This is a genomic window from Pseudoxanthomonas japonensis (genome assembly GCF_043632995.1).
Lineage (GTDB): Bacteria > Pseudomonadota > Gammaproteobacteria > Xanthomonadales > Xanthomonadaceae > Pseudoxanthomonas_A > Pseudoxanthomonas_A japonensis.
The window spans coordinates 2,733,100-2,752,761 of record NZ_CP171632.1 but is presented as its reverse complement, the minus strand read 5'-3'; the positions used below and the strand labels follow the sequence as shown (position 1 = coordinate 2,752,761).

Genomic DNA, 19,662 nt, shown 5'->3' with positions numbered 1-19,662 from the left:
AAGGACTGGGCGCAGCTTAGCGCGTTGAAAAAACTTTACAACCGTGCCGAAGGTCGGATCTGACGTGTTTCGCCCATCCCGGCCGTCGTTGTTCATCGGGCTGAAGAATTGCCCGCGTGCCACGGATTGACCGGCCTGTCGCGGGGTGTAAAGTATCCCGCAACACTTCGGTCTTCCGGCAAGGATGGTGATGGACATCGGCGCACGCCTGCAACTGGTCCGCAAATCCAAAGACCTCAGCCAGCGCGAGCTGGCCAAACGCGTGGGCGTCACCAACAGCACCATCTCGCTGATCGAGCAGAACAAGGTCAGTCCGTCGGTCAGTTCGCTGAAGAAGGTGCTGGACGGCATCCCGATCTCCCTCGCCGACTTCTTCACCCTCGACCTCGAGAAGGGGCTGCCCGACAGCCCGTTCTACGTGGCCGACGAGCTGCCGGACGTGGGCAGCAACGGCATCCATTATTTCCTCGTCGGCCAGCATCGCCCGCAGCGGCAGATGTGCATCCTGCGCGAGGTGATGCCGCCGGGCAGCGACACCGGCGACAGCATGCTGGCGCACGACGGCGAGGAAGGCGGCGTGGTGATCGCCGGCGAGGTCGAGGTCACCGTCGGCGAGCAGGTCCGCGTGCTGAAGGCCGGCGAAGGCTATTACTTCGAGAGCCGCGTGCCGCACCGGTTCCGCAATGTCGGCGAGGTGGACGCGGTGATCGTCAGCGCGAATACGCCGGCGACGTTCTGAATGATTCAAGCCCCTCTCCCATCGGCGACCGGAGGAAGTCCCGTGGGAGAGAGGGGTTGGGGTGAGGGTCCGGCGAAGCCTGTGAGTTACCGGCGTCGTGGACTCCGCCGAACCCTCATCCGGCGCTTCGCGCCACCTTCTCCCGGTGGGAGAAGGGAAACCCAGCCAGGAGTTCCCATGACCGCACCCCGCACGCAACAGGACTGGCAGGCGATGGCCGCCGGTCTGTCGATCCGTACGCAGGCCTTCATCGACGGCAAGTACGTGGATGCCGCCAGCGGCAAGACCTTCGACTGCATCAGCCCGATCGACGGGCGCGTGCTGGGCCAGGTGGCCGACGGGCAGGAAGAGGACATCAACCGCGCCGTCGCCGCGGCGCGCCGCAGCTTCGAGGCGGGTGTCTGGTCGAACGCGCGCCCGACGCACCGCAAGAAGGTGCTGCTGAAGTTCACCCAGCTGATCGAGCGTTATGCGGACGAACTGGCACTGCTGGAATCGCTCGACATGGGCAAGCCGGTCAGCGATGCGCGCAGCGTCGATCTTGCCGCGACGATCCGCTGCATGGGCTGGACCGCCGAGGCGCTGGACAAGGTCTACGGCGAAGTTGCCGCCACCGGTCCGGACGAACTCGGCCTGATCACGCGCGAACCGCTGGGCGTGGTCGGCGCCATCGTGCCGTGGAACTTCCCGCTGCTGATGGCGTCGTGGAAGCTGGCGCCGGCGCTGGCGACGGGCAATTCCATCGTGCTGAAGCCGTCGGAGAAATCGCCGCTCACCGCGATCCGCCTGGCCGAGATCGCCATCGAGGCCGGTATCCCGGCCGGCGTGCTCAACGTGGTGCCGGGCTTCGGCAAGACCGCTGGCGAGCCGCTCGCGCTGCACATGGACGTGGACGGGTTGGTGTTCACCGGATCCACCGCGGTCGGCAAGCGGCTGCTGCAATGCGCCGGTCTGTCGAACATGAAACGCGCCTACATGGAGTGCGGCGGCAAAAGCCCGAACATCGTGTTCGCCGATGCGCACGATCTCGACGTCGCAGCGAAGGCGGCGGCGGGCGGCATCTTCTACAACCAGGGCGAGGTCTGCACCGCGGCGTCGCGGTTGCTGGTCGAACGCTCGATCAAGGACGAGTTCGTGGCCCGCGTGGTCGAGGCCGGCAAGGCGATGCGCCCGCGCCATCCGCTCGATCCCGGCGCGCCGATGGGTGCGATGGTCGACGAAGGGCAGACGCAGCGCGTGCTGGACTACATCGAGAAGGGCAAGGCCGAAGGTGCGCGCCTGGCGCTGGGCGGTACGCGCGCCGAGGTGGAAGCCGGCGGCTGCTACATCGAGCCGACCGTGTTCGACGACGTGGCGCACGAGCACACCATCAGCCGCGAGGAGATCTTCGGCCCGGTGCTGTCGGTGATCGCATTCGACAGCGAGGAAGAGGCGCTGCGGATGGCCAACGACAGCGAATACGGCCTGGCCGCCGGCGTGTGGACGCGGGACATCAGCCGCGCGCACCGCGTGGCGCGCAAGCTGCGTGCGGGCAGTGTGTGGGTGAACTACTGGGATGGCGGCGACATGACCGCCCCGTTCGGCGGCTACAAGCAGTCCGGCAACGGCCGCGACAAGTCGTTGCACGCCTTCGACAAGTACACCGAGATGAAGGCGACCTGGATCAACCTGGGTAGCTGAGCTACGGCGTTCCTTCTCCCCGCGAGGCGGGGACATGCTGTTCCTTCTCCCCGCGAGGCGGGGAGAAGGTGCCCAACGGGCGGATGAGGGGCGAGCGCGGTAACGAATCGGGCGCGCAGCTCTCGCATCTCCGTTCGCCCCTCACCCGCCCCCGTATCAAGTACGGGGCAGGCTCTTCGGGCACCCTTATCTCTTGCCGATCTGCCAGATTAGGTGCCGAGAGCCGGCGTGGTTGAGCGTCACACCTTGGGTGCTACGACCGCGGGAGAGCAAGCTCGCCACGCCGGAATCTCCCTGCACACGCCCGAACAGTTGCTCGAGTAGGCGCTCGTAACGATAAGGCTGGGCCGCAAGGGAGGACTCTCGACCCTGGCAGCTTACCGGAGATGGGCAATGGGATACGGCATAGGTCTTGATGTGTGCAAGGCATGGATCGACGCGCATGTGCACGGCATGGAGCGTCGGGCTCGATTTCCCAACACCGACACCGGGCTTGAGGCCCTGCGTCACTGGTTGGCCGAGGTGCCGGTACGCCAATGTGTGCTGGAAGCCACGGGAGGCTACGAGCAGCAGGCGCTGGATCGCCTGCATGCGGCCGGCGTGCCGATGGTGCGCATCAATCCCCGTCAGGGGCGTGACTTTGCCAAGGCCACCGGCCAGTTGGCCAAGACCGACGCGCTCGATGCCCAGATCCTGGCGCACATGGCGGCGGTGCTGGAACTGACGCCGTATCGCCCTGCACCGGCCTGGCAGCGCCGTCTGGCGCAATACCACCAGCGCCGCCTGGACGTGCAGCAGACCGTACAGCAGGAGCGCCAGCGACTGGAGCAGCTCACCGATCCCTGGCTGCGTCGGCAGACCTTGCTGGCCCTGGGTCGTAGTGAAGCCATGCTCAAGGCGCTGGACGCTCGCATCGCTCAGCAGGTAGCCGAGCAGCCCGGCCTGGCCGTGCTGGGCCAGATCAAGGGCGTTGGGCCTGTGCTGCGCTCTGCACTGGCCACGCAATTGCCCGAGCTGGGCCACCTCAGTGGCAAGGCCATCGCCAAGCTGGTGGGCGTGGCACCGCTGGCCTGCGACAGTGGCAACCTGCGCGGCGCACGCCGCATCTGGGGCGGCCGGGCAGGCCTTCGGGCCACGCTGTACATGGGCACGCTGACCGCCGTGCGCTACGAACCGACGCTGCGGTCCTTCTACCAATCGCTGCGCGATCGCGGCAAACCGGCCAAGGTCGCCTTGGTGGCCTCCATGCGAAAACTGCTGGTCATCCTTAACGCCCGCATGCGGGACCATCTGAACGCGTCCTGCTGCGCCTGAATCAAGACAGTTGCTCTCCCCGCAAGCAGGGAGAGGGACTTCCCATTGCGTACCAAAGGGTAATGGTTCTGCCAGAATCGCCCCGACCCACCGACCGGCCCGTCCATGAATGCCACCGCCGCTGCCTCCACGCCCACCAACTCGCCGGGGCGCGTGCTGTTCGCCAGTCTGATCGGCACCACCATCGAGTTCTTCGATTTCTACATCTACGCAACGGCGGCGGTGCTGGTGTTCCCGCACCTGTTCTTCCCGCAGGGCGACCCGACCACCGCGACGCTGCAGTCGTTCGCCACCTTCGCGCTGGCCTTCATCGCACGACCGGTGGGTTCGGCGCTGTTCGGCCACTTCGGCGACCGCATCGGCCGCAAGGCGACGTTGGTGGCGGCGTTGCTGACGATGGGCATTTCCACCGTGCTGATCGGCCTGCTGCCGACCTATGCGCAGGTCGGCATCGTGGCGCCGCTGCTGCTGGCGCTGTGCCGGCTGGGGCAGGGCATCGGCCTGGGCGGCGAATGGGGCGGGGCGGTGCTGCTGGCGACCGAGAACGCGCCGCCAGGAAAGCGCGCGTGGTACGGCATGTTTCCGCAGCTGGGCGCACCGCTCGGCTTCCTCTGCTCGACCGGCATCTTCCTGCTGCTGACCGAGGTGATGAGCGACGCGCAGTTCCTCGCCTGGGGCTGGCGCATCCCGTTCGTCGCCAGCGCAGTGCTGGTGTTCGTCGGCCTGTGGGTGCGGCTGAGCATCGCCGAGACGCCGGATTTCCAGAAGACGCTGGACCAGGAAGAGCGCGTCAAGGTGCCGATGCTGACCGCCGTGCGCGAGCATCCGTTCGCCCTGGTGACCGGCACGTTCGCGCTGGTCGCCACCTTCGTGCTGTTCTACCTGATGACGGTGTTCGCGCTGAGCTGGGGGACGTCGAAGCTGGGCTACACGCGCGAGCATTTCCTGATACTGCAGATGGTCGGCGTGCTGTTCTTCGCGCTGACCATCCCGGTATCGGCGCTGTACGCGGACCGGTTCGGCCGGCGCAACGCGATGATCGTTGCGACCCTGCTGATCATCGGCTTCGGTTTCGTGTTCGCGCCGCTGCTGGAATCGGGCAGCGATCTGGGCGTGCTGGCGTTCCTGGCATTGGGCCTGGGCGCGATGGGCCTGACCTACGGGCCGTGCGGCACGATCCTGGCGGAGATGTTTCCCACGGCCGTGCGCTACACGGGCGCATCGCTGGCGTTCAACCTGGCGGGCATCCTGGGCGCCTCGCCGGCACCGTACATCGCCACGCGACTCGGTGAGCGCTACGGGCTGGCGTCGGTGGGCTGGTATCTGGCGGCGATGGCCGCGATGACGCTGGTGGCGTTGCTGGTCATGCCGCGACGCAGTACGTCCCGTTAACCGAACAGGCGCTTCACGGTGCGGCTGAGCCAGCCGCCCTGCTGGTGGTCGCGGACGAACTGGTTGAGGTGGCGCTTCACCGAGTCCGCATAGGCCTTGTCGTCGTTGCGGATGTGGTTGAACAGCCAGCGCGACAGCATGCTGCGCAGCTCGTCCACGATGTCCTCGCCGGCCTCGAAGCGCAGGCGGTACTCGGACACGCGCTTGGTGAACACCTCGTGCACACGCTTGTGCGCGGCGCTGAACGGGTAGCCGGCTTCCTCCATCAGCTCTTCCTCGAAGGCGAAGTGCGACAGCGTGTAGTCGACCAGTTCGTCGATCACCTCGCCGACGGCGAAGCGTTCCATCGACTTCTGGGTCACGTGGAGGTGATTGATCATCTCCACGATGCGGCGATGCTGGCCATCGATGATGTCGATGCCCGTGTCCATGTCGTCCTGCCAGATCAGCAGTGTCATGTGCGGATTCCCCCTGCCGGCGGATGCCGGAATGCAGGGGGAATCTAGGTGCGCGCTCCCGTCGCGGCATTGATTCCGATCAATGTCGCATGCGGCCGACAGTCGCAGGGACCGGAATCGCAGGTGTGGGAGCGACGTAAGTCGCGAGCTTTTGTCTCAAAGACTGCAAAGCTCGCGACTTACGTCGCTCCCACAGGGATCGCAGTGGCGGCTTAGCCGCTCGATACCACCCGGTTCCGTCCACCCGCCTTGGCCAGGTACAGGCGCCGGTCGGCTTCGCTGATCAGGTGGTTGAGCGTCTGGCCGGGGAAGCGGGTACGGAACACGCCGATGCTGACGGTCATGCGCAGCTTGTGGCTGCCGACGTCGACTTCCAGGGCCTCGATGGCCGCGCGCAGCGACTCGAAGTACTCCACCGACTCGTGTTCGCCCAGGTACGGCACCAGCGCGCAGAACTCCTCGCCGCCGAAGCGGGCGATCAGGTCCTGCGTGCCGGCGTGGCGCGCGATGGCCTGGGCAGCCGCCTTCAGCGCGACGTCGCCGGCCTCGTGGCCGTAGCTGTCGTTGATGTGCTTGAAGTGGTCGATGTCGATGATCGCCGCCGTGACGGCCTGCTGGCGCCCCAGCGTGTTCGGCAGCAGCGCGTGGCATTCGGCGAGGAAGTGGCGGCGGTTCGGCAGGCCGGTCAGGAAGTCGCGGGTGGCGAGGTCCTGCAGCGTACCGATCAGTTCCAGCTGGTCGATGTTCTGCGACACGCGGCAGAAGAATTCCTCGCGCGAAAAGGGTTTATGCAGGAAGTCGTTGGCGCCGCTCTTCAGGAAACGCGGTACCAGGCTGCCGTCGCTGGTGCCGGAAATGCCGATGATCGCCAGGTGGTCGCGCGCATGCCGCGCACGCAGGCGGCGGGTGAATTCGTGGCCCTTCATGCCGGGCATTTCCTGGTCGACGATGGCCAGGCGGATGTCGGGATTCGCGTCCAGCATCGCCAGGCCGGCTTCACCGTCGGCCGCTTCCACCACGCGGAAGCCGTACATCGACAGCAGCGCCGCCGCATGCTGGCGGGCGGAACGGGAGTCGTCGACGATCAGCGCGGCGATGCGCCGGTTGCGCTCCAGGCGCTGCACCAGCCAGACCAGGTAGTCGATGCTGCCGGGCGTATTCTTGAGCACGTAGTCCACGACCTGCCGGCGCAGGACCTGTTCGCGCATCGCGTCGTCGTAGACGCCGCTGACCACGACCGTCGGCAACTGGCGCGACAGGAAGAACTCGACCACCTCGTCGTGGCTGCCATCGGCCAGCACCAGGCTGGTGACGACCATGAACCAGTCCGGATGCTTCTCCAGCGCCGTGCGTGCCTCGCCCAGCGTGGCCGCGTAGACCACGGGCAGGTTGAGCTTCTGCTCGATGGCCTCGCCGATCAGCCGCGCGTGCGTGCGCGAGTTCTCCACCACCAGGATGCGCTGGGGGAGAGGGGCGGCGTTGGCGATGGTGGGTGCGACGCGTTGCGGACTGGACATGCTCGGGGAGGCCGAGGAAGGTTTCCTGTCACGTCTATCGGCGCCTGCGGGCGGAACTTGAGAGCGGCGTCACGGAACAGGGCGCCGCGGTGGACGCCCTACCAGAGCGCGTCGCGCAGCTTGTACCAGGCCATGGCCGCAACCAGCAGCGGCGTGCGCAGGGCGCGGCCGCCGGGGAACGGGTGGTGGCGGATCTTCTCGAACAGGTCCAGCCGCTCCGACTGGCCGCGGATGGCCTCGGCCATCACCGTGCCCGCCAGTCCCGCCGCGATCAGGCCATGGCCGGAGAAGCCCTGCGCGAAATACAGGTTCGGCGACAACCGCCCCCAGTGCGGGGCGCGGTTGAGCGAGATGTCGATCATGCCACCCCACAGGTACTCGATGCCGACGTCGCGCAGCTGCGGGAAGACGCGGTGCATGCGCCGCGTCATCACGCCGCGCAGGTTGGGCGGGGTCATCGTCGAATAGCTGGCGCGCCCGCCGAACAGCAGGCGGTGGTCGCGGCCCAGGCGGAAGTAGTCCAGCGCCCAGTTGGTGTCGGCGACCGCCATGTCGTTGCGGATCAGGTCGCGCGCGCGCGCCTCGCCCAGCGGCGGCGTGGCGGCGATGTAGGTGCCCACCGGCATCATCCGGGACTCGAGTTCGGGCGCGATGCCGCGCAGCAAGGCATTGCCGGCCAGTATCGCGGTGTCGCAGACGACTTCGCCGTGTGCGGTCTTCAATACCGGGCGCGTTCCCCGCACGAGCTCCGTCACGCGGGAGCCCTCGAAGATGCGCACGCCGGCCGCCAGCGCCGCGCGCCCCAGCCCCAGCGCATAGGCGAGCGGGTGCAGGTGGCCGCTGACCGGATCGTACATCGCGCCCAGGTAACGGTCGCTGGCGAGTTCGCTGCGCAGGCGCTCGCGGTCCCACCACTGAACCGGATGGCCGTAGCGGGTGTTGAAGTCCTCGACGGCCTCTTCCACGTCGCGCTGCTGGCGCGGCTTGATCGGCACGGTGGCGTGGCCATCGCGCCAGTCGCAGTCGATGCCGTGCCGGTCGATGCGACCGCGCAGCCAGCGCAGGCCGTCCACCGACATGTCGAACATCTTCTTCGCGTCGTCGAAGCCGACCAGCGCTTCCAGCTTGGCCTCGCCACAGCCGAAGCCGGCGATGGCCTGGCCGCCGTTGCGGCCCGACGCGCCCCAGCCGATGCGCTCGGCCTCCAGCACGATGACCTTGTAGCCGGCTTCGGCCAGTTCCAGCGCTGCAGACAGGCCGGTATAGCCGGCGCCGAGGACGCAGACATCGGCGTCGATCCGGCCCTGCAGCACGGGTTGTGCGGGCAGCGGCGTGGCGCTGGCGGCGTACCAGCTGTCGGGATAAGTCAGCCTATCCTGAGTCGGGCTCATGACCGATCGATCCCGTCATTCCTGCGAAAGCAGGAATCCATCTTGCTGTTGATTTGTCGCTGTTGGGGCGCAAAAGCAACATGGATTCCGGCATGCGCCGGAATGACGATGGAAGGTGTGCATGCCATCCCCCTCACACCGACCGCAGATACCACGCGTACTCCAGATCCGTCACCTCGGTATAGAAGCTATGCATCTCCTTGAGCTTCTGCTGGCCGTAGATGTGCTGGAACGAGGTGCCGAACTGTTCGCGGATGAACTCGCTGCCCATGAACGACCCGATCGCCTCGCGCCAGAACGGCGTGCGGATCTCGGTCTGGTCGTAGGCGTTGCCGGTGATCGGCGGGCCGGGGTCGAAGCCCTGTTCGATGCCGTGCAGCATGCCGGCGAGCACCGCAGCGGTGACCAGGTAGATATTGGCGTCGGCGCCGGCGATGCGGTGCTCGATGCGCGTATTGGCTTCGTCGCTGTGCGGGATGCGCATGGCGACGGTGCGGTTGTTGTAGCCCCATACGTCGTTGAGCGGGACGAACGCATTCAGTACGAAGCGCCGGTAGCTGTTGGCGTGCGGCGCGAACAGCAGCAGCGCATCCTGGTCGCTGCGCTGCAGGCCACCGATGGCATGCTTCAGCGCGTCGGCCGGTGCTGAGGGCGGCGAGGCGAAGATGTTGCGGCCGTCGGCATCCAGCACGCTGGCGTGGATATGCATGCCGCTGCCCGCCTGTTCCGCGAAGGGCTTGGCCATGAAACTGGCCATCAGGCCCTGCTGCTGCGCGACCGCCTTGATCGCGCGCTTCAGGTAGATGGCGTCGTCGCAGGCGAGTAGCGCGTCGTCGCGGTGCTTGAGGTTGATCTCGAACTGGCCCGGCGCGTACTCCGCCACCGCGGTGTCGGCCGGGATGCGTTGCGCACGGCACGCCGCAGCGACCGCGTCGGTGAAGCCGCGGTAATCGTTGAGGTCTTCCATGTAGTAGACCTGCGTGCTGGTGTTGCGCTGGCCCGTCGCCGGGTTGATCGAGGTGCGCGGGCGCCCCGCATCGTCCATCCGCTGGTCGAACAGGTAGAACTCCAGTTCCACCGCGACCACCGGCTTCAGGCCGCGGGCGGCGTAGCGCGCCAGTACGCGCTTGAGCACTTCGCGCGGGTTCGCTTCGAACATGCCGCCCTGTGCGTCTTCCATGCTCAGCAGCAACTGCGCCGCGGGGCGGGGCGACCACGGCACCGGCCGCAGCGAGCCGGCTACGGGACGGCAGATGCGGTCCTCGTCGCCGATGTCGTAGCCCAACCCGGTTTCCTCCACCGTGTTGCCGGTGATGTCGGTGGCGATCAGCGACATCGGCAGGCACACGCCGTCGCGGTAGACCTTCTCCAGTGCGTCGCGGGTGATGCGCTTGCCGCGCAGCAGCCCGTTCATGTCCGGCAGCAGCAGGTCGACCTGCTCGCAATCGGGAAGCGCGGCCAGCGTGGCGGCGTCGTCATCGGGCAGGGAAGGCGCAGCGGAATCGGGGCGCATGGTGGTCATCCAGGAGGCTGCGGGGCAGCTTAGCAGAGCGGTCGATGCGTCAAGAATACTCAACGGAAGAATTTCAGTAACCGGTAGAAATGCCCGAAATTGGTGCCGCAGCGCACCATATCAGCGCCGAAAACGTCATTCGGCGGCGTCGTGTTGTAAAAATAAAACGGCCGGGTTAACTTGCAGACAAGCCACTTCGGGCTTCCTGCATGACCCCGCTGCCGCGGGTCGGTCTGCCGACCGACCACAAGCAAATCGGTGCGCATCCCTTTCTTGCCGTCGGCGAGAAGTACGTCCGCGCCGTGGTCGACGGGGCCGGTTGCCTGCCACTGCTGGTGCCCACGCTGGATCCCGTCCTACCGCTGCGCCAACTGCTCGATGGCCTCGACGGCTTGTTGCTGACCGGCGCGGTGAGCAACATCGAGCCGCATCACTACAGCGACGAATCCAGCTATGAGGGCAACCTGCTGGACCCGCGCCGCGATGCGACCAACCTGCCGCTGATTCCGCTCGCGATCGAGATGGGCGTGCCGGTGCTGGCGATCTGCCGGGGCTTCCAGGAAGTGAACGTGGCCTTCGGCGGCAGCCTGTACCAGAAGGTGCACGAGCAGCCCGGCTTCATGGATCACCGCGAGAACAAGGACGATCCGCTCGACGTGCAGTACGGGCCGGCGCACGACGTCGCACTGGTGCCCGGCGGGCTGCTTGCCACGCTGGTCGGCGATACGCAGGTCACCGTCAATTCGCTGCATGGCCAGGGCGTGCGCCGTCTGGGCGAAGGATTGGTGGTGGAAGCACAGGCGCCGGACGGGCTGATCGAGGCGTTCCGCCACGACGGATCGGCATTCATGCTGGCCGTGCAATGGCATCCGGAATGGAAGGTCACGGAAAATCCGTTCTACCTGGCCATCTTCCGCGCGTTCGGCGACGCGTGCCGCGCCCGCGCGGCAGGGAGGAAAGCGTGAAGCGGCGGCACCCGCCGCCATGGGAGGGCGGGCGCTGACGCGCCCGTACTGCAGGCGACCGGTATTCCACGCCGGCCTTTTCCTCCCAGGACCGTCATTCCCATGAGCCAGAAACAAGCGCAACGAAAAAAGAAGCAGGCCGACACCGCCGAACTGTCCGAAAGCTCGCTGCGGCGCTGGTTGAAGGAACGCAGCATCACCGAGGTCGAGTGCCTGGTGCCGGACATCACCGGCAATGCGCGCGGCAAGATCATCCCGGCCGACAAGTTCAGTCACGACTACGGCACGCGCCTGCCGGAAGGCATCTTCGCCACGACCGTCACCGGCGACTATCCGGACGATTACTACGAACTGACCTCGCCGTCGGACTCGGACATGTTCCTGCGTCCCGACCCGGACACGGTGCGGATGGTGCCGTGGGCCGCCGATCCCACCGCACAGGTCATCCACGACTGCTATACGAAGGAAGGCAAGCCGCACGAACTGGCGCCGCGCAACGTGTTGCGCCGCGTGCTGGCCGCCTACGAGAAGGAAGGCCTGCGCCCGGTCGTGGCGCCGGAGCTGGAATTCTTCTTGGTGCAGAAGAACACCGACCCCGACTTTCCGCTGCTGCCGCCGGCCGGCCGGTCCGGGCGACCCGAAACGGCGCGTCAGTCGTACTCGATCGACGCGGTGAACGAGTTCGACCCGATCCTCGACCTGATGTACGACTACTGCGAGGCGATGGAGCTGGACGTGGACACGCTGATCCACGAATCCGGTGCCGCGCAGCTCGAAGTCAACTTCACCCATGACGATGCGCTGTCGCGCGCCGACCAGGTATTCCTGTTCAAGCGCACCATGCGCGAGGCGGCGCTGCGCCACGGCGTGTACGCCACCTTCCTGGCCAAGCCGATGGAGAACGAGCCCGGCAGCGCCATGCATATCCACCAGAGCCTGCTGGACATCAGGACCGGCCGCAACGTGTTCACCGGAAAGTCGGAAGGCAAGGGCAGCAAGCTGTTCGGGCACTACCTGGCGGGCCTGCAGAAGTACGTGCCGATGGCGATGGCGTTCTTCGGCCCCAACGTCAATTCCTACCGCCGGCTGGCGCTTGGCCAGGTGGCGCCGATCAACGTGCAGTGGGGCTACGACAACCGCACCTGCGGCCTGCGCGTGCCGATGGACACGCCGGAGAACATGCGCGTGGAGAGTCGCTTCGCCGGTTCCGACGCCAACCCGTATCTCGCCATGGCCGGCACGCTGGCCTGCGGCCTGCTCGGCATCCGCGAGCAGCTCAAGCCGACCGAACCGCTGGCCAGCAGCGCGCAGGACGTCGGCTTCGAACTGCCACGTTCGCTGGGCGAGGCGCTGGACGAACTGGAGGGCTGCAAGCCGCTGCAGGAACTGATGGGCGCCCGCTTCGTGCGTGCGTACGTCTCGGTGAAGCGCAAGGAATACGAGACCTTCTTCCGCGTGATCAGTTCGTGGGAGCGGGAATTCCTGTTGTTGAACGTTTGACTGTTGTTTCCTTCTCCCGCCGGGAGAAGGTGGCGCGAAGCGCCGGATGAGGGTGCGGCGGAATCGGGATGGTTCACCACCGATGATTCCGCCGGACCCTCATCCCAACCCCTCTCCCGAAGGGAGAGGGGCTCAATAATTGGAGCTCACATGACCCAACTCGACACCCGCACCCTGCAGAAGCTCGACGCCGAGCACCACCTGCATCCGTTCAACGACAACGCAGCGCTGGCGAAGCGGGGCACGCGCATCCTGACCAGGGGAGAGGGGTGTTATGTCTGGGACGCCGACGGCAACCAGCTGCTCGATGCGTTCGCCGGCCTGTGGTGCGTCAACATCGGCTACGGGCGCAAGGAGCTGGGCGAGGTGGCGTCGAAGCAGATGACGCAGCTGGCGTACTACAACAGCTTCTTCCAGTGCACGACCGAGCCGACCATCGCGCTCGCGGCGAAGCTGGCGGAGCTCGCGCCAGGCGACCTCAACCATTCCTTCTTCGTCAATTCCGGCTCGGAAGCCAACGACACCATCCTGCGCATGGTCCGCCACTTCTGGGCGGTGCAGGATCAGCCGCAGAAGAACATCTTCATCGGCCGCCACGACGGCTACCACGGTACCACCATGGCCGGCGCCAGCCTCGGCGGCATGAAGGGCATGCACAAGCAGGGCGGTCTTCCGATTCCGGACATCCACCACATCGATCCGCCGTTCTGGTTCGCCGATGGCGGCGACCTGTCCGAGGACGAGTACGGCCTGGTCGCGGCGCGCCGGCTGGAACAGAAGATCCTCGAACTCGGCCCGGACCGCGTGGCGGCCTTCATCGGCGAGCCCATCATGGGCGCGATCGGCGTCTACATCCCGCCGAAGACCTACTGGCCCGAGATCGAGCGCATCTGCCGGCAGTACGACGTGCTGCTGGTGGCCGACGAAGTCATCTGCGGCTTCGGTCGTACCGGCGAGTGGTTCGGTTCGCAGTACTTCGGCTTCCAGCCGGACATCATGCCGATCGCCAAGGGCATCACCTCGGGCTACATCCCGCTGGGTGCGGCCATGTTCAACGACCGCGTGGCGAAGGTGCTGAAGGAGCAGGGCGGCGAACTGGCGCACGGCGCCACGTATTCCGGCCATCCGGTCTGCGCGGCGGTGGCGCTGGAGAACATCCGCATCCTGCAGGACGAGAAGATCGTCGAGACGGCGAAGAACGACATCGCGCCCTACCTGGCGCAGCGCTGGGCCGAACTGGGCGAGCACCGGCTGGTCGGACAGGCGCGCATCGCCGGCATGGTCGGTGCCCTGGAACTGGTGCCGGACAAGGGCAAGCGCGCGTTCTTCCCCGAGCGCGGCACGGTGGGCCCGCGCTGCCGCGATCACGCGCTGAAGCACGGGTTGATCCTGCGCGCGACCTGGGACGCCATGCTGCTCTCGCCGCCGCTGATCATCACCCGTGAGCAGGTCGACGAACTGTTCGACAAGACGTGGAGGGCGCTCAACGACACCGCGACGGACCTGGGCATGTGAGGTCACGGCATGGTCCGTGCGCTGCGTCACAGCGTCGCAGCCCCGGCGTATGATGGTTCCATCCCCCGATCCTGTTCCATGGAGACCCCGATGAAGCTCAAGACCCTCACCGTCATGCTGGCCGCCGCCGTGCTGGCCGCCTGTGGCGGCAATGACGACAAGGCCGCCGACGGCGCATCGTCGAAGACGCTCAACGTCTACAACTGGTCCGACTACATCGCCGAGGACACCATCCCGAACTTCGAGCAGCAGTCGGGCGTCAAGGTCACCTACGACGTGTTCGACAGCGACGAGATGGTCGAGACCAAGCTGCTGGCCGGCAGCAGCGGCTACGACGTGGTGGTGCCCTCGCTGAGCTTCCTCGGCCGGCAGATCCAGGCGGGCGTGTTCCTGCCGCTGGACAAGTCCAAGATCCCCAACCTGAAGAACGTCGACCCGAAGATGCTGGAGCGCATCGCGCTGCAGGATCCGGGCAACCAGTTCGCCGTGCCCTACCTGTGGGGCACCAGCGGCATCGGCTACAACGTCGACAAGATCAAGGCCATCTTCGGCGACACCACCGTGACCGGCAGCTGGGACGTGGTGTTCAAGCCGGAGAACGCGGCCAAGCTGAAGGACTGCGGCATCACCGTGCTGGACACGCCGTCGGAACTGATCCCGATCGCGCTGAACTACCTGGGCGAGGATCCGCACAGTTTCGACCCGGCCGTCATCGACAAGGCCGCGACGCTGCTGAAGACGATCCGTCCGTACATCCGCAACTTCCACTCGTCCTCGTACATCAACGATCTGGCCAACGGCGACGTGTGCCTCGTGGTCGGCTGGTCGGGCGACATCATCCAGGCGCGCGACCGCGCCGCCGAGTCGGGCAATGGCGTGAACGTGGCGTACTCCATTCCGAAGGAAGGCGCGCCGCAGTGGTTCGACATGCTGGCCATCCCGAAGGACGCCAAGCACGTCGACAACGCCTACGCCTTCATCAACTACCTGCTGGACCCGAAGGTCGCGGCGGCCAACACCAACTATGTGACCTATCCGAACCCGGTGCCGTCGTCGAAGCCGATGGTCGACAAGGCCATCGCGGATGATCCGACGATCTATCCGCCGGCGGACGTGGACGCGAAACTGTTCACCTTCGCGGTGCTGCCGCCGGAAGTGGATCGCCAGTACACCCGCATCTGGACGGAGCTGAAGACCGGGCGCTGAAACACACAAGGGCGCGTGCCGTGACGGACGCGCCCTTCGTCATCGTGGCATCGCCCGAGGGAGCGGGTGGCGCCACCGGGGAGGGGTGGGGAGCACGACGGCACGGAACCGGCCACAGCAATGACAGCACGCCCGCGGCGGCCCAGGCCGGTCCGGGACCACATCAAGGCGCCCTCGCGGGCCGAACGGAGAGAGATTGATGAAACTGCGCGTACTGGCAACCACCCTGGCCCTCTGTACCCTCGCCGCCTGCGGCGGGAAATCCGGCACTGAAGGCGGCACCGACACCGGTGGCGCCAAGCAGGTCAACGTCTACAACTGGTCGGACTACATCGCCGAAGACACCATCCCGAACTTCGAGAAGGCCACCGGCATCAAGGTGACCTACGACGTGTTCGACAGCAACGAGGTGCTGGAGACAAAGCTGCTGGCCGGCAGCAGCGGCTACGACGTGGTGGTGCCGACGATGAACTTCCTCGGCCGCCAGATCCAGGCCGGCGTGTTCCTGCCGCTGGACAAGAGCAAGATCCCCAACTACGCCAACCTGGACCCCGCCGTCATGAAGCGGCTGGAGAACCAGGACCCGGGCAACCAGTACGCCATTCCCTACATGTGGGGCACCACCGGCATCGGCTACAACGTCGACAAGGTCAAGGCCGCGTTCGGCAACACCGACATCGCCAACAGCCTGGACATCGTGTTCAAGCCGGAGAACATCAGCAAGCTCAAGGACTGCGGCGTGACGTTTCTCGATACGCCGTCCGAGATCATCCCGATCGCGCTGAACTACCTGGGCGAGGATCCGAACAGCCACGATCCGGCGGTGATCGACAAGGCGGCCGCGCTGCTGAAGACGATCCGCCCGTACATCACCAACTTCCATTCCTCGCAGTACATCGACGCGATGGCCAACGGCGACACCTGCCTGGTGGTCGGCTGGTCCGGCGACATCATCCAGGCGCGCGACCGCGCCGCCGACGCCAAGAACGGCGTCAACATCGCCTATGCCATCCCGAAGGAGGGCGCACCGCAGTGGTTCGACATGCTGGCCATCCCGAAGGACGCCAAGCACCTGGACGAGGCGTACGCCTTCATCAACAACCTGCTCGATCCGCAGGTGATGGCCAACAACTCCAACTTCATCAGCTATCCGAATGCCATTCCCAAGGCCAAGGCGCTGATGGACAAGTCGATCACCGACGATCCGACCATCTACCCGACGCCCGAGGTGGAAGCCAAGCTGTTCACCTTCGCCATCATTCCGCCGGAAGTGGACCGCCAGTACACCCGCATCTGGACCGAACTGAAGACCGGCAAGTAAGCGCCGCGACCGGGACGGACGGGGTCCGTCCTGGGACCGGCGATCGCATCCACCCACATCCACGCCGGCGCCCATGCAGCCCGGCGACCAGGGGATTTCCATGGCGGCAGAACAGGGCAACGGCGCGGCACAGAACGGCAAGGCGAATGCGCAGGAGTACCTGCGCATCGTCGACGTGCGCAAGGAGTTCGACGGGTTCGTCGCGGTGGACGACACCAACCTGACCATCCGCAAGGGCGAGATCTTCGCGCTGCTGGGCGGCTCGGGCAGCGGCAAGTCCACGCTGCTGCGCTGCCTGGCGGGGTTCGAGAAGCCCTCGTCGGGCAAGATCTACCTGGACGGGCAACTGCTCAACGACCTGCCGCCGTACGAGCGTCCGCTCAACATGATGTTCCAGTCGTACGCGCTGTTCCCGCACATGACGGTGGAACAGAACATCGCCTTCGGCCTGAAGCAGGACGGGCTGTCCAAGGACGCCATCAAGAAGCGGGTGGAAGAAATGCTGGCGCTGGTGCAGCTGGGCAAGCTGGCCAGGCGCAAGCCGCACCAGCTCTCTGGCGGCCAGCAGCAGCGCGTGGCGCTGGCGCGGTCGCTGGCCAAGGGGCCGAAGTTGCTGCTGCTCGACGAGCCGATGGGTGCGCTGGACAAGAAGCTGCGCTCGCAGATGCAGCTGGAACTGGTCAGCATCATCGAGAAGTCCGGCGTGACCTGCGTGATGGTCACCCACGACCAGGAAGAGGCCATGACCATGGCCACCCGCATCGCGCTGATGGACCAGGGCTGGATCCGCCAGGTCGGCACGCCGGACGAGATCTACGAGCAGCCGACCAGCCGCTTCGCCGCCGAGTTCATCGGGTCGGTCAATCTGATCGAGGGCGCGGTGGAGGAAGATGAAGCGAACTACGTCACCATCCGCTCGCCGCAGCTGCCGGACCCGATCTACATCGGCCATGGCATCTCCGGCTTCGAAGGCCAGGAGGTCGGCTTCGCGGTGCGTCCGGAGAAGCTGGGCATCGGCAAGAACGAACCGGCCCAGCCGCACAACAAGGCCAAGGGCGTGATCGAGGACATCGCCTACTTCGGCAGCCACTCGGTCTACCACGTGCGCCTGCCCAGCGGGTACAAGTTCATGGCCAACTTCGCCAACGTGCAGCGCTGGGCCAGCGAAGGGCTCACCTGGAACGACGAGGTCTGGGTGTGGTGGGGCGACAACGACGGCGTGGTGCTGACCTCATGAACATCCTCCGTTCCCTGGGCAAGCGCCTGCCGGGGCCGCGCTGGGGCGTGATCTCGGTGCCCTATGTCTGGCTGCTGCTGTTCTTCGCCATCCCGTTCCTGATCGTGCTGAAGATCTCGTTCGCCAAGCTGGCGATCGCGATGCCGCCGTATACGCCCATCCTCGAGTACATCGACGAAGCGCTGACGCTCAAGCTCAACCTGGGCAACTACGCGGCGCTGTTCACCGATTCGCAGTACGTGGCGGCCTACCTCAGCTCGATCAAGATCGCGGCCATCTCGACCTTCCTGGCCCTGCTGGTCGCCTATCCGATCGCCTACGTGATCGCGCGGCTGCCGCCCTCCACGCGAAACATCGCGATGATGCTGGTGGTGTTGCCGTCGTGGACCTCGTTCCTGATCCGCGTCTATGCCTGGATCGGCATCCTCAAGAACAACGGCCTGCTCAACAACCTGCTGATGAAGATCGGCCTCATCGACGAGCCGTTGCAGATCCTGTACACGCCGCTGGCGGCGTACATCGGCATCGTCTATTGCTACCTGCCGTTCATGGTGTTGCCGCTGTACACCAACCTGGTGAAGCACGACCAGCGCCTGCTGGAAGCGGCCTACGACCTCGGCGCCAAACCGTGGAAGGCGTTCTTCACCATCACGCTGCCGCTGTCCAAGGCCGGCATCATCGCCGGCTGCATGCTGGTGATGATTCCGGCGGTGGGCGAGTTCGTCATTCCCGAACTGCTCGGTGGTCCGGACACGCTGATGATCGGCCGCGTGCTGTGGGGCGAGTTCTTCAATAACCGCGACTGGCCGGCGGCATCGGCGGTGGCCATCGTCATGCTGATCCTGCTGCTGATCCCGATCCTGATCTTCAACCGGGTGCAGCAGCGCGAGATGGAAGGGAGGCTGACATGAGCCGCGCCGGACAACGCGCCGTCAACTGGACGGTGCTGGGGTTGGGATTCGCCTTCCTCTACATCCCGGTCTTCATCCTGATGGTGTATTCCTTCAACGAGTCCCGGCTGGCCACGGTGTGGTCCGGCTTCTCGTTCAAGTGGTACGTCGAACTGTTCCGCGACAAGCAGATGCTGGATGCCGCCTGGGTCAGCATCAAGGTGGCGTTCTGGACCGCGAGCGCCGCCGTGGTGTTGGGCACGATGGCCGCGCTGGTGATGACGCGCATGCGCCGGTTTCCGGGCAAGACGCTGTTCGGCGCGCTGATCACGGCGCCGCTGGTGATGCCCGAGGTGATCATCGGCCTGTCGATCCTGCTGATGTTCGTCTCGCTGGGGCAGGTGGTCGGCCTGCAGCCGCGCGGCATCCTGTCGATCTGGATCGCGCACGTGACCTTCACCCTGGCCTTCGTTACGGTGGTGGTGTCCTCGCGCCTGTCCGAACTGGACAAATCGCTGGAGGAAGCCGCGATGGACCTGGGGGCGAACCGGATCAAGGTGTTCTTCCTGATCACGCTGCCGATCATCGCGCCCGCGCTGGTGTCCGGCTGGCTGCTCGCCTTCACGCTGTCGCTCGACGACGTGGTGATCGCCAGCTTCGTCGCCGGTCCCAGTTCGACCACGCTGCCGATGAAGGTGTTCTCGTCGGTGCGCCTGGGCCTGAGCCCGAAGATCAACGCGCTCGCGACCCTGATGATCCTGGTGGTCAGCGTGGCGGCCTTCGTCGGCTGGTGGTTCATGGCGCGCGAGGAGAAGCGACGCCAGCGCGACATGCAGCTGGCGTTGCAGGACAACGGGTAGTCGGCGTCGTTGCCAGTGTCCGTCATCCCGGCGAACGCCGGGATCCTTGTTCCGTCATCCCAGCGAAAGCTGGGATCCACTTTGATTGTCGTGTGCACGTCCCGTAAATCAGGGGCAGAAGCAGGATGGATCCCAGCTTTCTCTGGGATGACGGTGGAACCTTT

Annotated in this window: 16 protein-coding genes; 12 read left to right on the top strand and 4 right to left on the bottom strand. The window is 65.9% G+C overall.

Annotated elements, in window-relative coordinates; genetic code table 11:
* Positions 1-190: 190 nt before the first annotated feature.
* The 4 genes from ACGHX3_RS12760 to ACGHX3_RS12745 all read left to right on the top strand — a co-directional run bounded on the left by ACGHX3_RS12760 (position 191) and on the right by ACGHX3_RS12745 (position 5,125).
* Positions 191-739: a cupin domain-containing protein gene (locus ACGHX3_RS12760; protein ID WP_162336308.1), complete on the top strand. Its 549-nt coding sequence runs from the start codon at positions 191-193 to the stop codon at positions 737-739.
* A 177-nt stretch (positions 740-916) separates the two neighbouring features.
* Complete coding sequence (locus ACGHX3_RS12755) at positions 917-2,419, top strand: aldehyde dehydrogenase (protein ID WP_394695187.1); 1,503 nt, start codon at positions 917-919, stop codon at positions 2,417-2,419.
* Between the two features lie 393 nt (positions 2,420-2,812).
* Positions 2,813-3,733, top strand: coding sequence for a transposase (locus ACGHX3_RS12750; protein ID WP_313928692.1), 921 nt, complete (start codon positions 2,813-2,815; stop codon positions 3,731-3,733).
* A 105-nt stretch (positions 3,734-3,838) separates the two neighbouring features.
* On the top strand, positions 3,839-5,125 hold the full coding sequence (locus ACGHX3_RS12745) for an MFS transporter (RefSeq protein ID WP_394695186.1): 1,287 nt from the start codon (positions 3,839-3,841) through the stop codon (positions 5,123-5,125).
* Here ACGHX3_RS12745 and ACGHX3_RS12740 read toward each other — a convergent pair.
* From ACGHX3_RS12740 to ACGHX3_RS12725, 4 genes are all read right to left on the bottom strand, one after another.
* Entirely contained in the window at positions 5,122-5,583 is a 462-nt protein-coding gene (locus ACGHX3_RS12740; protein WP_162336311.1) for a bacteriohemerythrin, read from the bottom strand. The two genes, ACGHX3_RS12745 and ACGHX3_RS12740, sit on opposite strands and share 4 nt — an antisense overlap.
* Positions 5,584-5,795: 212 nt before the next feature.
* The gene (locus ACGHX3_RS12735; RefSeq protein WP_394695185.1) at positions 5,796-7,100 is read right to left on the bottom strand and encodes a diguanylate cyclase; all 1,305 of its coding nucleotides are present in this window, start codon (positions 7,098-7,100) and stop codon (positions 5,796-5,798) included.
* Between the two features lie 98 nt (positions 7,101-7,198).
* Positions 7,199-8,491, bottom strand: coding sequence for an NAD(P)/FAD-dependent oxidoreductase (locus ACGHX3_RS12730; RefSeq protein ID WP_394695184.1), 1,293 nt, complete (start codon positions 8,489-8,491; stop codon positions 7,199-7,201).
* A gap of 133 nt (positions 8,492-8,624) precedes the next feature.
* Entirely contained in the window at positions 8,625-10,004 is a 1,380-nt protein-coding gene (locus ACGHX3_RS12725; RefSeq protein WP_394695183.1) for a glutamine synthetase family protein, read from the bottom strand.
* Between the two features lie 209 nt (positions 10,005-10,213).
* Between ACGHX3_RS12725 and ACGHX3_RS12720 the strand changes: the two genes are divergently transcribed.
* The 8 genes from ACGHX3_RS12720 (at position 10,214) to ACGHX3_RS12685 (ending at position 19,498) form a co-directional block, all read left to right on the top strand.
* Positions 10,214-10,969, top strand: a complete 756-nt coding sequence (locus ACGHX3_RS12720) for a gamma-glutamyl-gamma-aminobutyrate hydrolase family protein (protein WP_394695182.1) — start codon at positions 10,214-10,216, stop codon at positions 10,967-10,969.
* Positions 10,970-11,071: 102 nt separating this feature from the next.
* Positions 11,072-12,469, top strand: coding sequence for a glutamine synthetase family protein (locus tag ACGHX3_RS12715; protein ID WP_162336316.1), 1,398 nt, complete (start codon positions 11,072-11,074; stop codon positions 12,467-12,469).
* Between the two features lie 150 nt (positions 12,470-12,619).
* Positions 12,620-13,984, top strand: coding sequence for an aspartate aminotransferase family protein (locus tag ACGHX3_RS12710; protein ID WP_394695181.1), 1,365 nt, complete (start codon positions 12,620-12,622; stop codon positions 13,982-13,984).
* 90 nt (positions 13,985-14,074) lie between these two features.
* The gene (locus ACGHX3_RS12705) at positions 14,075-15,190 is read left to right on the top strand and encodes a polyamine ABC transporter substrate-binding protein (protein ID WP_394695180.1); all 1,116 of its coding nucleotides are present in this window, start codon (positions 14,075-14,077) and stop codon (positions 15,188-15,190) included.
* Between the two features lie 199 nt (positions 15,191-15,389).
* Complete coding sequence (locus ACGHX3_RS12700; RefSeq protein WP_394695179.1) at positions 15,390-16,511, top strand: polyamine ABC transporter substrate-binding protein; 1,122 nt, start codon at positions 15,390-15,392, stop codon at positions 16,509-16,511.
* A gap of 100 nt (positions 16,512-16,611) precedes the next feature.
* Positions 16,612-17,748, top strand: coding sequence for an ABC transporter ATP-binding protein (locus tag ACGHX3_RS12695; protein WP_394695178.1), 1,137 nt, complete (start codon positions 16,612-16,614; stop codon positions 17,746-17,748).
* Positions 17,745-18,659, top strand: coding sequence for an ABC transporter permease subunit (locus ACGHX3_RS12690; protein WP_394695177.1), 915 nt, complete (start codon positions 17,745-17,747; stop codon positions 18,657-18,659). Before ACGHX3_RS12695 ends, ACGHX3_RS12690 begins: the two co-directional genes overlap by 4 nt.
* The gene (locus ACGHX3_RS12685; protein ID WP_394695176.1) at positions 18,656-19,498 is read left to right on the top strand and encodes an ABC transporter permease subunit; all 843 of its coding nucleotides are present in this window, start codon (positions 18,656-18,658) and stop codon (positions 19,496-19,498) included. Before ACGHX3_RS12690 ends, ACGHX3_RS12685 begins: the two co-directional genes overlap by 4 nt.
* The last annotated feature ends 164 nt before the right edge of the window (positions 19,499-19,662 follow it).